At 69.3% G+C, this 14,534-nt stretch carries 15 protein-coding genes and 1 pseudogene; 10 read left to right on the forward strand and 6 right to left on the reverse strand.

Annotated elements, in window-relative coordinates:
* Nucleotides 1-999, reverse strand: coding sequence for a prenyltransferase/squalene oxidase repeat-containing protein (locus ACQEU6_RS01715; RefSeq protein ID WP_499328807.1), 999 nt, complete (start codon nt 997-999; stop codon nt 1-3).
* Nucleotides 1,000-1,943: 944 nt separating this feature from the next.
* Here ACQEU6_RS01715 and ACQEU6_RS01720 point away from each other — a divergent pair.
* Together ACQEU6_RS01720 and ACQEU6_RS01725 are read left to right on the forward strand one after the other, a co-directional pair.
* Complete coding sequence (locus ACQEU6_RS01720) at nt 1,944-3,674, forward strand: class I adenylate-forming enzyme family protein (protein ID WP_499328808.1); 1,731 nt, start codon at nt 1,944-1,946, stop codon at nt 3,672-3,674.
* Nucleotides 3,671-4,942: a cytochrome P450 gene (locus ACQEU6_RS01725; RefSeq protein ID WP_499328809.1), complete on the forward strand. Its 1,272-nt coding sequence runs from the start codon at nt 3,671-3,673 to the stop codon at nt 4,940-4,942. The genes ACQEU6_RS01720 and ACQEU6_RS01725 overlap by 4 nt, the downstream gene beginning before the upstream one ends.
* Before the next feature lie 146 nt (nt 4,943-5,088).
* Here ACQEU6_RS01725 and ACQEU6_RS01730 read toward each other — a convergent pair whose 3' ends face one another.
* Nucleotides 5,089-5,256, reverse strand: a complete 168-nt coding sequence (locus ACQEU6_RS01730) for a hypothetical protein (RefSeq protein WP_499328810.1) — start codon at nt 5,254-5,256, stop codon at nt 5,089-5,091.
* Between the two features lie 20 nt (nt 5,257-5,276).
* Here ACQEU6_RS01730 and ACQEU6_RS01735 point away from each other — a divergent pair.
* Nucleotides 5,277-5,687 (forward strand): annotated as a pseudogene (locus tag ACQEU6_RS01735) (ATP-binding cassette domain-containing protein); the annotation flags it as partial.
* Between the two features lie 481 nt (nt 5,688-6,168).
* On the opposite strand, the gene ACQEU6_RS01740 reads toward ACQEU6_RS01735, so the two are convergent.
* Nucleotides 6,169-6,411, reverse strand: coding sequence for a hypothetical protein (locus ACQEU6_RS01740; protein WP_499328811.1), 243 nt, complete (start codon nt 6,409-6,411; stop codon nt 6,169-6,171).
* 32 nt (nt 6,412-6,443) lie between these two features.
* Between ACQEU6_RS01740 and ACQEU6_RS01745 the strand changes: the two genes are divergently transcribed.
* A complete protein-coding gene (locus ACQEU6_RS01745; protein ID WP_499328812.1) occupies nt 6,444-6,803 on the forward strand; it encodes a transposase in 360 nt (119 codons plus the stop codon).
* A gap of 102 nt (nt 6,804-6,905) precedes the next feature.
* Here ACQEU6_RS01745 and ACQEU6_RS01750 read toward each other — a convergent pair whose 3' ends face one another.
* The 3 genes from ACQEU6_RS01750 to ACQEU6_RS01760 all read right to left on the reverse strand — a co-directional run bounded on the left by ACQEU6_RS01750 (nt 6,906) and on the right by ACQEU6_RS01760 (nt 8,740).
* Nucleotides 6,906-7,337 (reverse strand): hypothetical protein, encoded by a 432-nt coding sequence (locus ACQEU6_RS01750; RefSeq protein ID WP_499328813.1) that lies wholly within the window; start codon nt 7,335-7,337, stop codon nt 6,906-6,908.
* Nucleotides 7,334-7,834, reverse strand: a complete 501-nt coding sequence (locus tag ACQEU6_RS01755; protein ID WP_499328814.1) for a phage holin family protein — start codon at nt 7,832-7,834, stop codon at nt 7,334-7,336. Before ACQEU6_RS01755 ends, ACQEU6_RS01750 begins: the two co-directional genes overlap by 4 nt.
* Before the next feature lie 228 nt (nt 7,835-8,062).
* Nucleotides 8,063-8,740: a TetR/AcrR family transcriptional regulator gene (locus tag ACQEU6_RS01760; RefSeq protein WP_499328815.1), complete on the reverse strand. Its 678-nt coding sequence runs from the start codon at nt 8,738-8,740 to the stop codon at nt 8,063-8,065.
* Nucleotides 8,741-9,163: 423 nt separating this feature from the next.
* Between ACQEU6_RS01760 and ACQEU6_RS01765 the strand changes: the two genes are divergently transcribed.
* The 6 genes from ACQEU6_RS01765 to ACQEU6_RS01790 are packed head-to-tail and all read left to right on the forward strand — an operon-like array spanning nt 9,164 to nt 14,499.
* Nucleotides 9,164-10,399 carry an acyl-CoA dehydrogenase family protein gene (locus ACQEU6_RS01765; protein ID WP_499328816.1) on the forward strand — a complete coding sequence of 412 codons (1,236 nt, stop codon included), beginning with the start codon at nt 9,164-9,166 and terminating at the stop codon, nt 10,397-10,399.
* A gap of 6 nt (nt 10,400-10,405) precedes the next feature.
* On the forward strand, nt 10,406-11,200 hold the full coding sequence (locus ACQEU6_RS01770; protein ID WP_499328817.1) for an SDR family oxidoreductase: 795 nt from the start codon (nt 10,406-10,408) through the stop codon (nt 11,198-11,200).
* Nucleotides 11,197-12,222 (forward strand): phosphotransferase family protein, encoded by a 1,026-nt coding sequence (locus tag ACQEU6_RS01775; RefSeq protein WP_499328818.1) that lies wholly within the window; start codon nt 11,197-11,199, stop codon nt 12,220-12,222. Before ACQEU6_RS01770 ends, ACQEU6_RS01775 begins: the two co-directional genes overlap by 4 nt.
* A gap of 30 nt (nt 12,223-12,252) precedes the next feature.
* Nucleotides 12,253-13,011 (forward strand): SDR family oxidoreductase, encoded by a 759-nt coding sequence (locus ACQEU6_RS01780; protein ID WP_499328819.1) that lies wholly within the window; start codon nt 12,253-12,255, stop codon nt 13,009-13,011.
* A 58-nt stretch (nt 13,012-13,069) separates the two neighbouring features.
* Nucleotides 13,070-13,876 (forward strand): enoyl-CoA hydratase-related protein, encoded by an 807-nt coding sequence (locus ACQEU6_RS01785; protein WP_499328820.1) that lies wholly within the window; start codon nt 13,070-13,072, stop codon nt 13,874-13,876.
* Complete coding sequence (locus tag ACQEU6_RS01790; protein ID WP_499328821.1) at nt 13,873-14,499, forward strand: HAD family hydrolase; 627 nt, start codon at nt 13,873-13,875, stop codon at nt 14,497-14,499. The genes ACQEU6_RS01785 and ACQEU6_RS01790 overlap by 4 nt, the downstream gene beginning before the upstream one ends.
* Nucleotides 14,500-14,534: the final 35 nt, after the last annotated feature.

A 14,534-nucleotide genomic window follows, 5' to 3' on the forward strand; every position in this document is an offset into this window, starting at 1 on the left:
TCATGCCTCCAGCGCTGCGAGTTGGTTGAGGGCCAGGAGAACCTGCGATGTCGTGAAGACGTCCTGAGCCGCGTGGAAGTCGCGGTACGTACTGGTGTCGGGGTAGGGGTACCTGCCCCCGTGCCACGAGCCGTCGGAGCGGCGCCGGCCGAGCAGCCAGGTGACGCCGCGGCGCACCGCGGGCTCGTTGGCGTCCATGTCCGCGCTGGCGAGGACGCCGAGCGCCAGCGCGGTGTGTTGCTCGGGCGAGGAGTACTCCCCGAAACCGTCGACCTCGCTGTACCAGCTGCCGTCGTCGCGCTGATCGGCGAGCGTGAAGTCGCGGGCCGCCCCCACGGCGGCGTGGTGCCCGTAACTCGCGAGAGCCGCGACTGCGGGCCGGATGAGATAATAATGGCTATTGTAGTAGTACCAATTTATGCCGAAATGACCCTCGCTCTTCTGGATTCTGGCGAGGAAGTCGAGCGCCTGGTCGAGATAGAGCGGGTCGATGTCGAGTCCCAGTAGTGCCATCAGCGCGAAACCGGTGACGGACGGCTCGGTCTGAAAGGCTTTCGGGATCTGGGTGTGCACTTCTTCCCACGGGCCTGACGGCAGTTGACGGCTCCGCAGGAAAGCGGCCTTCGCCCCGGCCTCGGCCTGTCGGCCGAGGAGCGTGAGAGCGGAGATGTACTCACTGCTCGTCTCCGTGCAGTACTCGGCCGGCCCGGTCTCGAGCACCCCCCAGCTGAGCATCCCGCTCGCCTTCTCCCGCGACCGCAGGAAGCCGACAACTCTCTCCGCCCAGCCGCCGTCATCGAGAGGGACCGCGCTCCGCCATACGGAGATCGCCTTGAGTGCGTTCACCGAGTCCCATTCCTGGAAAATCAGTGTCTCCGGATCTTCGGCGACGGATCCGTCCGGAAGCTGGCAGCCCTGAAAATAGGTGAGTGCGTCGCCAACTACTCCAGTGAGCGTCAACTTCTGCTGATCGAGGATTTTCGCCAGCAATTTGGCCACCTTAAATAATCGAATCACGGGCTAGCGGGGTCAGCCGGGTCACGGGCATCGACGAGGAGCAGGTGTCGACCTCGTGGGATCTTCCATTCATGCCGCGGCGCGGCGATCGGCGTCGACCGGTGCGTCGCGCCCGCTCAGGCTCCACGGGTGGTCACGGTGGGGATGGATGGGGGAGGGCCGGGCGGGTGGGAGGAGGTCAGAACCGCGCGGCGCTCGGAGGCCCGCCGGTGTGCGGACGGGCCACGGCGTCGTCAGCTCCGTTCGCGGAATGCGGTGGCCGCCGGCTCCCGGAAGGGGCCCGGCACGGCTGTGCCGGGTCGTCCGCTGGGACTCGGGCGGGCGGTCCGCGACCTGGGCGCGGCCCTGGGCTGCCGCCGGACGGTCAGCCGGTGCGGTGACCGGTTCCGAACGGTCGGCGGGTCCGTCCACCCGCGCGGAAGTGAATGCCAGAGGGGCGAGGTTGAAGCAAAGTTAAATACATGTGAACATTACCGCCGAACGGCCCGGCCTACGCACTTAATTCTCCCTCCGGACCTGCTGATCATTGAACAGCATACCGAGTTCGCGCTGCAAGATCCTCCCACGAGGGAGTGTCTCGGCGCTTAACAGGCGGCGACTTGACAGTCGATCACTGTCGTACTAAGAATTCGCAGGGTCTGGCCGAGCCCGGTCCGGCGCAAGTCGCCAGAGGTCGGGCCCGTTCGGGTTGAAACTAACCAACAAGGCACCAGGTCTGCGCGAAGGAAAACCACCCTCGACGAGCAGGCCTCCGAGAAGCGTTTACCCACCTTTGTCGAGCCCGTTGACAACAGGTAACGAAGTATCTTCGCCGTCGCGTCTGGAAATGCCGGAGCGGGCGAATGTGCGGAAGTGATCCGTCATGCGTGCCGACCGATTTCCGATGCTGGTCACCTCCCCTCGGGGCCATGAAAAGGGTAAGGCTGATGTTCGACGATCTGGCATATCGAGGCACCGGGGCAGAGGATCGGTGGATCGAGGCCACGACACTGGGCGATCTGCTGGATCGCCGGGCGAGTGAGCAGGGAGAGCGCGTCGCCCTCAGCTTTCCCGACCACGAGGTGACCTACGCCGAGCTGGCCGCGAGGGCCGACTTCTTCGCCCGCGGGCTGCTCGGGTCGGGCATGCGCGCCGGCGAGACGATCGGGATCCTGCTGCCGAACTGCGTCGACTCGATCGCCGCGCTGTTCGGGGCGGCGAAGATCGGAGTCGTGCCGGTGCCGGTCAACGCCCGGTTCAAGGGCTACGAGCTGAGCCAGGTGATCCGGCATTCCGGGATGCGCATGCTGTTCACCTGCCCGCCCGCTCCCGGCGCTCCGTCCTTCCCGTCCCTGCTGCACGAGACGCTTCCCTCTCTAGCCGGGCAGGCCGGCGACGAGCTGACCCTCGACGAGGCACCGGAACTGAAGCGGGTGGTTCTGCTCGGCGGCGAGCAGAGCGGGTTCGTCGCCGAGCGGGAGTTCCGCGAGACGGCTGGTCGGACGGACGCCGCGGAGGTGGCGCGCAGGCAGTCCCTGGTGCGGGTCCGGGACACCTCCGTCGTCATGTACACCTCCGGCACCACCGCGAGCCCGAAGGGCGCGATGATCAGCCATGAGGCCTTCACTCGCTACGCCGCGGGCGCGACCCGCACCCGCTTCTTCCTCACTCCGGAGGATCGCGTCTGGACGGCGCTGCCCCTGTTCCACATCGGCGGCATCGGCTTCGCCATCGCGTGCGTTCACGCCGGATGCACCTACGTCCACGCGGGGTTCTTCCAGCCCGACACCGCGCTGGACCACCTTGAGGCCAAGCGGTGCACGGTCGTCCTCGCGGGGTTCGAGACGGTATGGCTACCGGTCGTGAACCAGCCCGACTTCGCCGAACGCGACCTGTCGGAGGTCCGGCTGATGATGACGGTCGGCGTGCCCGAGCGTCTGCGCGACATGGCGAGCCGGCTGCCGGACGCGGTCCAGGTCTCCTGCTTCGGCATGACCGAGGCGTCGTCGTTCCTGTCGCTCAACCATCAGTCGGACACCCTGGAGCAGCGGGTGACGACCGGCGGGCATCCCCTGCCCGGGATGGAGTGCAGGGTGATCGACCCGGACACCGGTCTCGACCTGCCGCCGGACACCGAGGGCGAGCTGCTGTTCCGCGGCTCGAACTGCTTCGACGGTTACTTCCGCGATCCCGAGCTGACCGCGCGATCCTTCGACGACGAGGGCTGGTTCCATACCGGCGACGTCGCGACGATGGACCCTGACGGCAGGGTGACGTTCGTCAACCGGCTCAAGGACATGCTGAAGGTCGGAGGGGAGAACGTCTCGGCGGCCGAGGTCGAGGGCTACCTGCTCCGCCATCCCGCGGTCAACATCGCCCAGGTCGTCAGTGCGCCGGACGCGTACTACGTCGAGGTGCCCGCCGCCTTCATCGAGCTGAAGCCGGGGGCCGCCGCCACAGAGGCCGAGATCATCGACTTCTGCGTCGGCAGGATCGCCACCTATCGGGTTCCGCGCTATGTGCGCTTCGTTAGTGAATGGCCGATGTCCGGCACCAAAATCAAGAAATACGTCCTGCGAGAGAAGATCTTCGAAGAACTGCGGGACAAGGGGATCACCGAGGCCCCGAGACCGCGGTGGACGGGAGCGCCCCAGCCGGCCGCGGGCGGTTCGGCATGACTACGTTCGAGGATCTGCGCAGGGACCTGTCGCTCCACCGCGGCAGGGCACGGCTCTGGAACTCGGCGCTGCGCGGGGATCCGGTGTCCCAGGTCCTCACGCTGCGACGCGGTCGTGACGGCTACGCACGCTACGAGCGGATCCGCGAACACGGTGATCTTGTGCGCGGCCGGAGCGGACTGTTCATGAGCGCGACCTATCTCACATGCAGCGAGGTCCTGCGCGACGACGCCTTCGGAGCCGTGGCCACCCCCTCGTCCAGGAGGCTGCGTTCCCCGTCCGGGGAGGACGGTCACGTCGTGCATCCGCTGGATGACTCCTTCGCCTCCATGGATCCGCCCGACCACACCCGGCTGCGGAAGATCGTGGCCCCCGGATTCACCCCCCGCGCCCTGCGCGGCCGGCGGACCTTCATGGAGAAGGTCGTCGCCGAGCAGCTGGACCGCCTCGACCGGGCCGAGCCGGTCGACCTGATCGGCGAGTTCGCCGTCCGGGTGCCGAGCCGGATCATCTGCGAACTGCTCGGCCTGCCGACGGGCGACCACGAGCTCTTCGTGCACTGGGGACTGGAGTTCGGCGCCATCGTCGACGGTGCGCGCTCGCCCAGGGACCTGCGCCGTACCCGTGCGCTGCTTGTCGACATGGCCGGATACTTCACCCGCCTCACCGAGCGGCGCCGCCGCAGGCCGGGTGACGACCTGCTCAGCGAGCTGGTCAAGGCCGCCGACGACGACCAGATGACCTCCGCCGGCCTCGTCGCGACGTGCGAGGCCCTTCTGATCGGCGGCTTCGTCACCACCGCCAACATCATCGGCAACGCCGTGGTCGCCCTGCTCGCCGACCCCGTGCAGTTCGAGGCGTTCACCGCCGCACCCGAGAAGGCCGACGGCGTGGTCGAGGAGATCCTGCGGCTCGAAGCGCCGGCGCAGTACAGCGTGCGGGTCACCCGCCGGGCCGTGTCGCTGGCCGGCCGGGACCTGCCCGCGGGCACCGCGATCGTGGCCCTGCTGGCCGGGGCGAACCGGGACCCCGGAGTCTTCGCCGACCCGGCCCGGTTCGATCTCAACCGTCCGAACGCCCGCGACCACCTGTCCTTCGCGGCCGGCATCCACTACTGCATCGGCGCCGGTCTGGCCCGGATGGAGGGAGAGATCGCGCTACGCGCGCTGTTCGAACGCTTTCCGCGGCTTCGGCAGGCCGGTCCGGTGCGCTACTGCCCGTCGCGTGTCATCCGAGGCCCACGGGAACTGCCGATCCTCACCCAGTAGTCGGATCGCTCAGGTCGGTTGATCGAATTGTGTGACGGAGCTGGGAAGCCCGCACCGAAGGCCACCGACGGCTGCCAGCCGACCGCGGTAACGACCATGACGAACACCGCCGACTGATCTGGGCAAGGCAGGTCGGGGCAGTACACCTAGCTCGGGTGGATCGCGGCCTCGATGTGGGCGAGTTGGACGGCGAGGATCTCCTCGAACGCCGCGCGGCGGTCCACCCCGAGAGGGCGGATGTCGCGGGCGAAGTGGGCCACAGCCGGGAAGCGTTCGGGGTCGGCGCCGAGCACAGTGACGCGGAACAGCTCCATGCCCTCTCGAACTCCTCGGAGGTTCAGGCGCGGGCAAGAGCACCCTGCTCCAGTTGCTCGCGCGGTTCCACGACGTGGACGCGGGCGCGGTGCGCATGGGCGGCGTGGACGTGCGCGCCATCGGCACCGAGGCGTTGATGGCGCAGATCTCCATCGTCTTCCAGGACGTCTACCTCTTCGAGGACGAAGTCGCCTCCTCACCGGACCCGTTGAACGAGGTAGCCGTCCACGACGGCATCGAACGCCTGATGGCCGATCGAACGGTCGTGATGGTCGCGCACCGGATGCGAACCGTCCAACGCGCCGACCGCATCGCCTTCCTCGACGGCGGCCGGATCGTGGAGGAAGAAAGCCACGACGAACTCCTCCGCCGCGCCGGCCGCTACGCCGACTTCTGGAACGCTTCCCTGACACCGGTGGCACACGACTGACCCGGTAACCGCCGCTCTGACACCGAATGTCGCCTGCCCTCGCACCGCCTACTGCAAGACCGCCCTCGGCGAGGGCGTCGACACCTGTGGGACCTGCGCCGGACTTCTTCGGCGCTGCGGTGTCACTGCGGGACGGGGCCGTTGACCTCGATCAGTGGTGGTGCGACGAAGCAGGTGCAGGGCGAGGTCGTCCCGCACCACCTGGCCGCCCAGGCATTCGTCGCCGAGAGGGAGGCGAGGCTTTGGAGGGTGTTGCTGAGGCGTCCGGGATTCGGGGGGCATCTGCGACCACTGGCCGCACTGATGATCGGGCCGACGACGCCGCAGATCAGCACGCGCCCCACGACAGTTGCGTCGCCATCTTGCTGTCCAGCCCGGGCGGGGGAGCCGGGGGCGGATCGGGCACATCGACATTAACGCCTGCGAGCGGGAGCGCGGTGAGTAGGGAGCCACGGCAGCGGGGGCGTTAGAACGCTTCGGCTCACCAGCCCGGCTGCGTGCCGCCGGACGCGGCCGAGTGCTCCGCATACTGCGGCCTAAGGCACCGCGCACGGACGAACGCCTGGCCGACGACATCCTGGCCGCGCTGGACGAGCAGACGGTGACCGTGCACGGCGCCGACGCTGCCGAACTGATGATCCCCAGCCTGGCGCGCTCCCTCAGCGCTGTGCGTGATCAACGTGCCGCCATGGCGACCCGAATCGAGGAACTGCTGGAGGCCCACCCTCTTTCCAAGGTCCTGCCCCCCTGCCCGGGGTGGGGATCAGGACCGCCGTGCGCATCCTGATCGATGTCGGGGACGGCAGCCGTTTCCGAAGCGCCCGGCACCTGGCCGCCTACGCCGGCCTGGCCCCCGCCACCCGGGCCTCGGGCTCGTCCATTCGCGGCGAAAGCCCGTCCCGACGAGGCTACCGGCAACTCAAACGGGCCTTCTACCTGGCCGCATTCGCCTCACTGCGCAACCCGATCCGCCGCGCCCACCACGACAAGAAGCGGAGCGAGGGCAAACATCACGTCGCCGCGCTCACCTCCCTGGCACGACGACGTACCGACGTATTGTTCCCGATGCTCCGCGACGGCACCACGTACCAACCCCCGGCCGTCTTCACTATTTGACGGAGCACCTAGGGGCACCCTTTGCGGGCGCCAGCGGCGGTTGGTGCGCCCGCACGACGGTGGAGTCCACGTTCAATTCCCGGGTGATCGGCCCCGCCGCGGTCAGCCGCTCGGCCGTGCGTCTCGGTACGCGCCCGGCTGGAAGGCCGGGCATCCGCAGGGGGTGCCGTGCTCCGCCTCGATCCGCTCGTTGTCGAACCATATGATGACCTCGGTGCGGAACGGCGCGACCTCTTCGGAGCAGCGGAAGCTGCCGTCTTTGTGGGCGGCCTGGGAGTGCGCGCAGGCGCGGCACTTGTTGCCGTACCACTCGGGGGGCAGTGAACGTCCACGTCCGGGGAGGCGGGCCAGGGCGTAGAGCGAGGCGATGAGGGCGGCGGCACCCAGCGTGACGGCGGGGGACGTCCGGAGCAGCCCGGCCATGATCAGGGCCACGGACGCGAGCAGGCCCAGCGCGCAGGCCACGACCACGGTCACGGCGAGCCAGCGGAGGAGCACGCCCAGAGCCTCGTCCGCCCGCTGCAGCCGCGTCATGGCGGCTCGATGCCTTCATATCCGGGACAGCCGCACGGAGTACCGCTCTCGGTCTGGATGATGTCGCCTTCCCACCCAGTGCTGGTCTCCGTGGTGTAAGGCGGACCTTCCACCGCGCAACTTCCCTGCCCGTTTCCATGGGACGTCCAGTTATGGCGGCAGCGCCGGCATGAGTAGGACGTTTGCGTGTGCCAGTCGATCGGCCCGGCCATCGAAGAGGAACCCCATCCCAGATCGGTTCTGCCGGACGAAATCCGAGACTCCGGCTTGAAAGAGGCTCGAACGCCGCTGACCGTCAACGGAAGGACGACCAGTACCAGGAAAGCCGTCAGCACATAGGGCCAGTACGGGAACAGAGCGTGGGCTACGCCCGCGAACACCAGAACCACGCACGCCAGCAATCCCAGGAGCGCCGCCACGCCCGCCACCCCGGCGAAACCGATCAGGACGACACCGGACGCCTCGTCAATCCGGCTCAGCCAATTTCGGGCCGGCACACGTTCTCCCTAAGCCTCGCCGACACCAGCAGCGTACATATCGGCGGGAAGCCTCGAAAGTGACGTCACCAAACGTTCACGGCAATGTCCGGTGGGCGTGTTCCGCGGCGTCCGCGGAAGGTCCGGCGGAGGTCGGCAGTCCGTTCGGTGGGGATCTCCCACGGGATGAAGTGGCCGCCGCGGTGCTGCGCGGCGCGCACCCGCCCAGTTCCGTCGGCGGCCGGGCTGTCAGGCGTCGTCCGATCCGTTCGGCTCCAGCCTGAGCGCGTTCTCCCACAGCCGGTTCAGCGTCGTGACCAATCGCTCGAAGGGAATTTCGTATTCGAGGACGAAGACCAGATAGGCCATCCTGCTGACCATCACGGAAAGTGAGTGGGCGGTCACCAGTGGGTCGAGTGAGGAGTCGGCGAGACCCTTCTCCTGCAGGCTGCGGATCATTTTGGCATTGCGTTCGGCGAAGGCATTGCTGCGCTCGATGCGAAGGACCCGGAAGTTCTCGTCTATCTGGGAGACCTGCTCGAACAGGGCCATGAGCCGGGCGTTCCGCTGGTACGACTGCAGGTAGTCGCGGTTCGCGGCGTCGATCAGCAGGCGCGGGTCGGTGATGCCCGTGCGTTCCCTCAGATGCGGGTGGAGCATCTCCTCCTGCACCGCGTCGACGAGGGCTGCGAAGATTTCTTCCTTGCTCTCGAAGTACGTGTAGAAGGATCCGGCGGCGACCCCGGCCGCCTTCGAGATGTCGGTGATCCGGGCGTCGAGGTAGCCGTCGCGTTCGAACACCTCTCGCGCGCCGACGATGAGTGAGCTTCTCGTTCGCATGCCGCGCCGACTGCGCGGATTGATGCGGCGATTCTGACCGTCGCCGTCCTTTGTCTGGGAAGTCGTTATGGTTCGCTCAGCCTTCATTGGTCACCTGCCTGCCGCCACGGATGGTAGCAGTCCACGGCTGGTCCGCCCGGCCCCGCGCGGGCATCGGCGTCTCGCTCGCCTAAGGCCCGGGGATCCGCGCGCCGATCGTTGAGCGCCGGTGAGCGCGATATCGCCCGGGCGCACTTTGGATGTTCCCCCGTGTTCCGGATGGCTTTGCGCGGATCGCCAGGCGGGCCGCGCCCTCCGGCGCCCGCGGTGATCGGCCCTCCGCGCCCGGCGGGGAGGGCCGATCACCCGCCGGGCGCCGGAGGGCGCGGCCTGGCGTCGGCCGTGCTCACGCTGCGCATCTGGGCCTCCAGGAACTCGAACTTGAACTTGACGTTGAATTCAACTATATCTGATCGAGACGGATCCTGCTCGTCCGTCGTCCAGGGCCCTTCGCTCTTCCAAGGAGTTCTCGTGGAGCTGTTCTCGTTGTCCGACCGCGCCAAGCGCTACCAGGAGGACCTGTTGGCGTTCATGGACGAGCACGTCTACCCGGCGGAGGCCGTGTACGACGAGCAGATGCGCGCGTCGGGTGATCCGCACCACCACCCGGGGATCCTCGAGGAGCTCAAGGACGAGGCCCGGCGCCGCGGGCTGTGGAACCTGTTCCATCCCCACCCCGAGTGGGGCCCGGGGCTGACCAACCTGGAGTACGCGCCGCTGGCGGAGATCATGGGCCACAGCCCCCACCTGGCCCCCGAGGCGTGCAACTGCTCGGCCCCCGACACCGGAAACATGGAGGTGTTCACGCTCTTCGGCACCGACGAGCACAAGGAGAAGTACCTCAAGCCGTTGCTGGAGGGCCGGATCCGCTCGTCGTTCGCCATGACCGAGCCCGCGGTGGCCAGCTCCGACGCCACCAACATCGAGATGAGCATGGTGCGCGACGGCGACCACTACGTGCTCAACGGCCGGAAGTGGTTCGCCACGAACGCCCTGCACAAGAACTGCAAGGTGCTCATCGTGATGGGCAAGACCGACCCCACGGCGCCGCCGCACCGGCAGCAGTCCATGGTGGTCGTCCCCATCGACGCCCCCGGTGTCACTGTGCTGCGCAACCTGTCCGTCTACGGCTACCACGACCGCGAGGGGCACGCCGAGATCGACTTCGCCGACGTGCGGGTCCCGGTCACCGACATCCTCAAGGGCGAGGGCGAGGGGTTCGCGATCAGTCAGGCCCGCCTGGGCCCGGGCCGCATCCACCATTGCATGCGGGCGATCGGGACGGCCGAGCGGGCACTGGAGCTGCTGTGCCGGCGGGCCGAGACCAGGATCACCTTCGGGCGGCCGGTGAGCGAGCGTGCCAACATCCAGGACTGGATCGCCGAGGCCCGCATCGAGATCGAGAAGACCCGGCTGCTGACCCTGAAGGCCGCCTGGATGATGGACATCGTCGGCAACAAGGCGGCGCGCACCGAGATCGCCGCCATCAAGGTCGCCGCGCCCGACATGGCCCTGAAGATCATCGACCGGGCCGTCCAGGTGCACGGTGGCGGCGGTGTCACCGGTGACTTCCCCCTGGCCGCCGCATGGGCGCACCTGCGCACCTTGCGCCTGGCCGACGGCCCGGACGAGGTGCACAAGCGGGCCATCGCCCTGCGGGAGCTGCGCAAGTACCGGACCCCGGCCGCGGCCGGCGCGAACGGCTGAGCCGTCATGGGCGATCTGGCATTGCACGGCCGCACGGCACTGGTGACCGGCGCGTCGCGGGGGATCGGACTGGCGGCGGCGCAGGCTCTGGCGGCGGCCGGGGCCGAGGTGGTGCTCACCTCCCGTGATCCGGCCGCGGCCGATGCCGCGGCGGCGCAGGTGACCGGCACCGCCGTGGGCTTCGGCGCGCACGCGGCCGACGAGCACGCGGCCCGCGGTTGCGTGGAGTTCACCATCGAACGGTTCGGCCGTTTGGACATCCTGGTCAACAACGCGGGCACCAATCCCGCCTACGGGCCGCTGATCGAACAGGACCACGCCCGCTTCGCCAAGACCTTCGACGTCAACGTGTGGGCGCCCGTCCTGTGGACGTCCCTGGCGGTGCGGGCCTGGATGGGCGTACGCGGCGGCACCGTGGTCAACACCGCCTCCATCGGCGGCCTGACCGTCGAAACCGGCCTCGGCGTCTACAACGCCACCAAGGCCGCCCTCATCCACCTCACCCGCCAGCTGGCGCTGGAGCTGTCGCCGAACGTCCGTGTGAACGCGGTGGCGCCGGGCGTGGTGCGCACCCGCCTGGCCGAGGCGCTGTGGCAAGGCCATGAAGGCCGCCTCAACCAGGCGATCCCCCTGGCCCGGATCGGCGAACCCGAGGACGTCGGCGCCGCCGTGGCGTTCCTGGCCTCCGATGCGGCGGCATGGATCACCGGCGAAACGCTGGTCATCGACGGCGGTGCGCTGCTGGGCGACGCCACCGGACGGGAGCCGGCGATCGCGGCGCGCGGGGGCGGCGGCCGATGACCGGAGCCGAGCCGACCGGCCTCGACGAGCCGGCGCTGCACGACTGGTTCCGGTCGCTGGGCCTCGACGTCACGGGCTCGCTGAAGCTGACCCGGATCGGGCTCGGCCAGTCGAACCTGACATTCCTGGTCCGTGATGAGGAGGGGCGCCGCTGGGTTCTGCGGCGCCCCCCGCTGGGGCGGCTGCTGGCCTCCGCCCATGACGTGGCCCGCGAGGCGGGCATCCTCTCGGCACTGGAGCACACCGGGGTACCGGTCCCCGAGGTCTACGGGGTCTACCGCGAGGGTGCCGCGCCGCTGGTGCTCATGGAGTTCGTGGACGGGCTGGTCATCGACCGGCTGCCGGACGTCGAGGAGGTGAGCGCGCAGGCCCGGCATGCGATCGGGCTGTCGCTGGCCGGGACCTTGGCGACCGTCCACGCGGTCGACCTGGGCAGGACGGGGCTGGCCGACCTCGCCAGCCACCGGCCCTACGCGCCACGCCAGCTCAAGAGGTGGTCCCTGCAGTGGCAGAAGTCCAGGACGCGGGAGCTCCCGGAACTGGACCGCCTCACCGAGCGGTTGACGGCGGCGGTGCCGGAGCAGCGCGAACTGTCGCTGGTGCATGGGGACTACCACCTGCGCAACGTCATCACCTCGCCCGGGGTCGGCACGGTGACGTCGGTCCTGGACTGGGAGCTGAGCACGCTCGGCGATCCGATGGCGGATCTGGGCACCCTGCTGGCGTACTGGCCGGAGCCGGGCGAAACGGCCGTGGCCGGTTCCCCCGCCTCGGCGTGCCCCGGCTTCCCCAGCCGTGCCGAACTGGTCGAGGCGTACGCCGAGCAGGCCGGGCGGGACCCGGCGACGGTGGGCTTCTGGCACGCCCTGGGCCTGTGGAAGATCGCGATCATCGCCGAGGGCGTCCTGCGCCGCGCCCTGGACGAGCCCCGGAACCGGGCCGCGGAAGGCACTCCCACGGCGTCACTGATCGAGGCGCTGGTCGCGCGGGCGGCCGAGGTCGCGGCCGACGCCGGCCTGTGATGGCGCCGTGGGACACGAGGAGGCATCAGGATGAGTGAGACACCCAGAACGGCGATCGTGACCGGTGCCGCCCGCGGCATCGGCGCCGCGATCGCGCAGCGGCTCGCCGCCGACGGCATGGCGGTGGCGGTCGTGGATCTGGATGAGACCGACTGCAAGGACACGGTGGGGGCCATCGCCGCACAGGGGGGAACGGCCCTGGCCATCGGCGCGGACGTGGCCGACGAGGTGGCGGCGGCCGAGGTGGTCCACCGGACCGCCGGTGTCCTGGGCGCCCCCACGGTGCTGGTCAACAACGCCGGGATCATCCGGGACGAGCTGCTGTTCAGGATGACGGTCGCCGACTGGGACGCGGTCATGGCCGTGCACCTGCGCGGCTCGTTCCTGATGACGCGGGCGGTCCAGGGGCACATGGTCGAGGCCGGGTTCGGCCGGATCGTCAACCTGTCGAGCACCTCCGCGCTGGGCAACCGGGGTCAGGCCAACTACTCGGCGGCCAAGGCCGGCATCCAGGGGTTCACCAAGACCCTGGCGATCGAGCTGGGCCGGTACGGCATCACGGCCAACGCCATCGCCCCCGGATTCATCGACACGGCCATGACCCGGGCCGCCGCCGACCGGATGGGCGTGGACTTCGAGGAGCTCAGTAAGCAGATCATCACGCGGATCCCGGTCCACCGCTTCGGTCTGCCCGAGGACGTCGCGCACACCGCCGCCCACCTCGCCAGTGAGGGCGCAGGCTTCGTCTCGGGCCAGGTCGTCTACGTGGCCGGCGGGCCCGCGGGCTGAGAACACCGCAGGAACTGCAAAGGGACATCGCATGCCTTACAGAGAGGAAGTCACCGTAGTGACCGACGTCGCGGAGACGAAGCAGGCAGGACCGGTCCTGGCCGACAGGCGCGGGGCCGTGCTCGTCATCACGCTGAACAGGCCGGACCGTTTCAACGCGTGGACCGACGAGCTGGAAGACCGCTACTTCGCGCTGCTGGAGGAAGCCGAGGCGGACCCCGAGGTGCGGGTGATCGTGGTGACCGGGGCCGGCCGGGGCTTCTGCGCGGGCATGGACATGGAGGCGCTGACCGATGTCGGCAACCTGGGGGAGCTGGCCCAGCGAGCCCGGCCCAAGTCCTATCCGCTGACGATCCGCAAGCCCCTGATCGCGGCGATCAACGGAGCGGCGGCGGGCCTCGGCCTGGTGGAGGCGCTCTACTGCGACATCCGCTTCAGCACGCCGAAGGCGAAGCTCACGACCGCGTTCGCGCGGCGGGGGCTGATCGCCGAGTACGGGATCGCCTGGCTGCTGCCCCGGCTGATCGGCCCGAGCAGGGCGCTGGACCTGCTGCTGTCGAGCCGCGTGGTGCAGGGGGAGGAGGCCCTGGCGATGGGGCTCGTCGACCGGGTGGTCGAGCCGGAGGCACTGCTGGACGAGGCCGTCGCCTACGCGGCCGAACTGGCCGCGTTCTGCTCGCCGAACTCGATGGCCGTCATCAAGGAGCAGGTCCGCCGGGGGCTGGACACCGGCTTCGCGGCGGCGGTCGCCGAGGCCGACCGGCTGATGCCCGAGTCGTTCCGGCATCCCGACGCCACCGAGGGGGTCAACAGCTACCTGGAGGGACGCCCGCCGGCGTTCCTGCCGTTGGGCGGCCCGGCGTGACCTCGTCGCCCCGGGCGGTGCTCACCGACTTCGGCGGTGTGCTGACCACCAGCGTGCTCGATGCGTTCCGGGCGTACTCCCGGCGGCTCAGCGGTGACCCGCTGCTCATCGAACGGCTGTTCCGGGAGGACCCTCCGACGTCGGCGCTGCTGGTCGAGCACGAGTGCGGGCGGATGACGCAGGCCGACTTCGAGAAGGGCTTCGCGGAGCGGCTGCGTGCCCACGGCGTCGAGGTGGCGGCGGACTCGGGCTTCGTCGATGCCGTCGGGGCCGGGATGCGGCCCGACCAGGAGATGCTGGCGGCGCTGCGCCGGCTGCGGGCCGCGGGCGTTCCGGTGGCGCTGGTGTCGAACGCCCTCGGCGACGACTGCTACCAGGGGTACGACCTGGACGCGGTGGCCGACGTGGTCGTGATCTCCAGCGAGGTCGGCGTTCGCAAACCGTCCCGGCGCATCTACCAGACGGCGTGTGAGCGCCTTGGTGTCGACCCCGCGGACTGCGTCCTGATCGACGACCTGGAGCACAATCTGCGGGGCGCGGCCAAGTTGGGGATCCGCGGAGTCCACCACGTCGACAGCCGGGAGACCAGGACGGCCCTGGAGCGGTTGCTCGGCATCGGCTGACCCTCGCGCGTGCGACGGTGCCCCTCGGCCGGGGC

The organism is Spirillospora sp. CA-108201 (assembly GCF_050936235.1).
Lineage (GTDB): Bacteria > Actinomycetota > Actinomycetes > Streptosporangiales > Streptosporangiaceae > Spirillospora.

Bases quoted from the DNA above. Each gene is read 5' to 3' on its own strand.
- ACQEU6_RS01720 (WP_499328808.1), top strand. From the start codon at position 1,944: ATGTTCGACGATCTGGCATATCGAGGCACCGGGGCAGAGGATCGGTGG.
- ACQEU6_RS01770 (WP_499328817.1), top strand. From the start codon at position 10,406: ATGGGCGATCTGGCATTGCACGGCCGCACGGCACTGGTGACCGGCGCG.
- ACQEU6_RS01730 (WP_499328810.1), bottom strand. From the start codon at position 5,256: ATGGAGCTGTTCCGCGTCACTGTGCTCGGCGCCGACCCCGAACGCTTC.
- ACQEU6_RS01780 (WP_499328819.1), top strand. From the start codon at position 12,253: ATGAGTGAGACACCCAGAACGGCGATCGTGACCGGTGCCGCCCGCGGC.
- ACQEU6_RS01775 (WP_499328818.1), top strand. From the start codon at position 11,197: ATGACCGGAGCCGAGCCGACCGGCCTCGACGAGCCGGCGCTGCACGAC.
- ACQEU6_RS01725 (WP_499328809.1), top strand. From the start codon at position 3,671: ATGACTACGTTCGAGGATCTGCGCAGGGACCTGTCGCTCCACCGCGGC.
- ACQEU6_RS01760 (WP_499328815.1), bottom strand. From the start codon at position 8,740: ATGAAGGCTGAGCGAACCATAACGACTTCCCAGACAAAGGACGGCGAC.
- ACQEU6_RS01750 (WP_499328813.1), bottom strand. From the start codon at position 7,337: ATGACGCGGCTGCAGCGGGCGGACGAGGCTCTGGGCGTGCTCCTCCGC.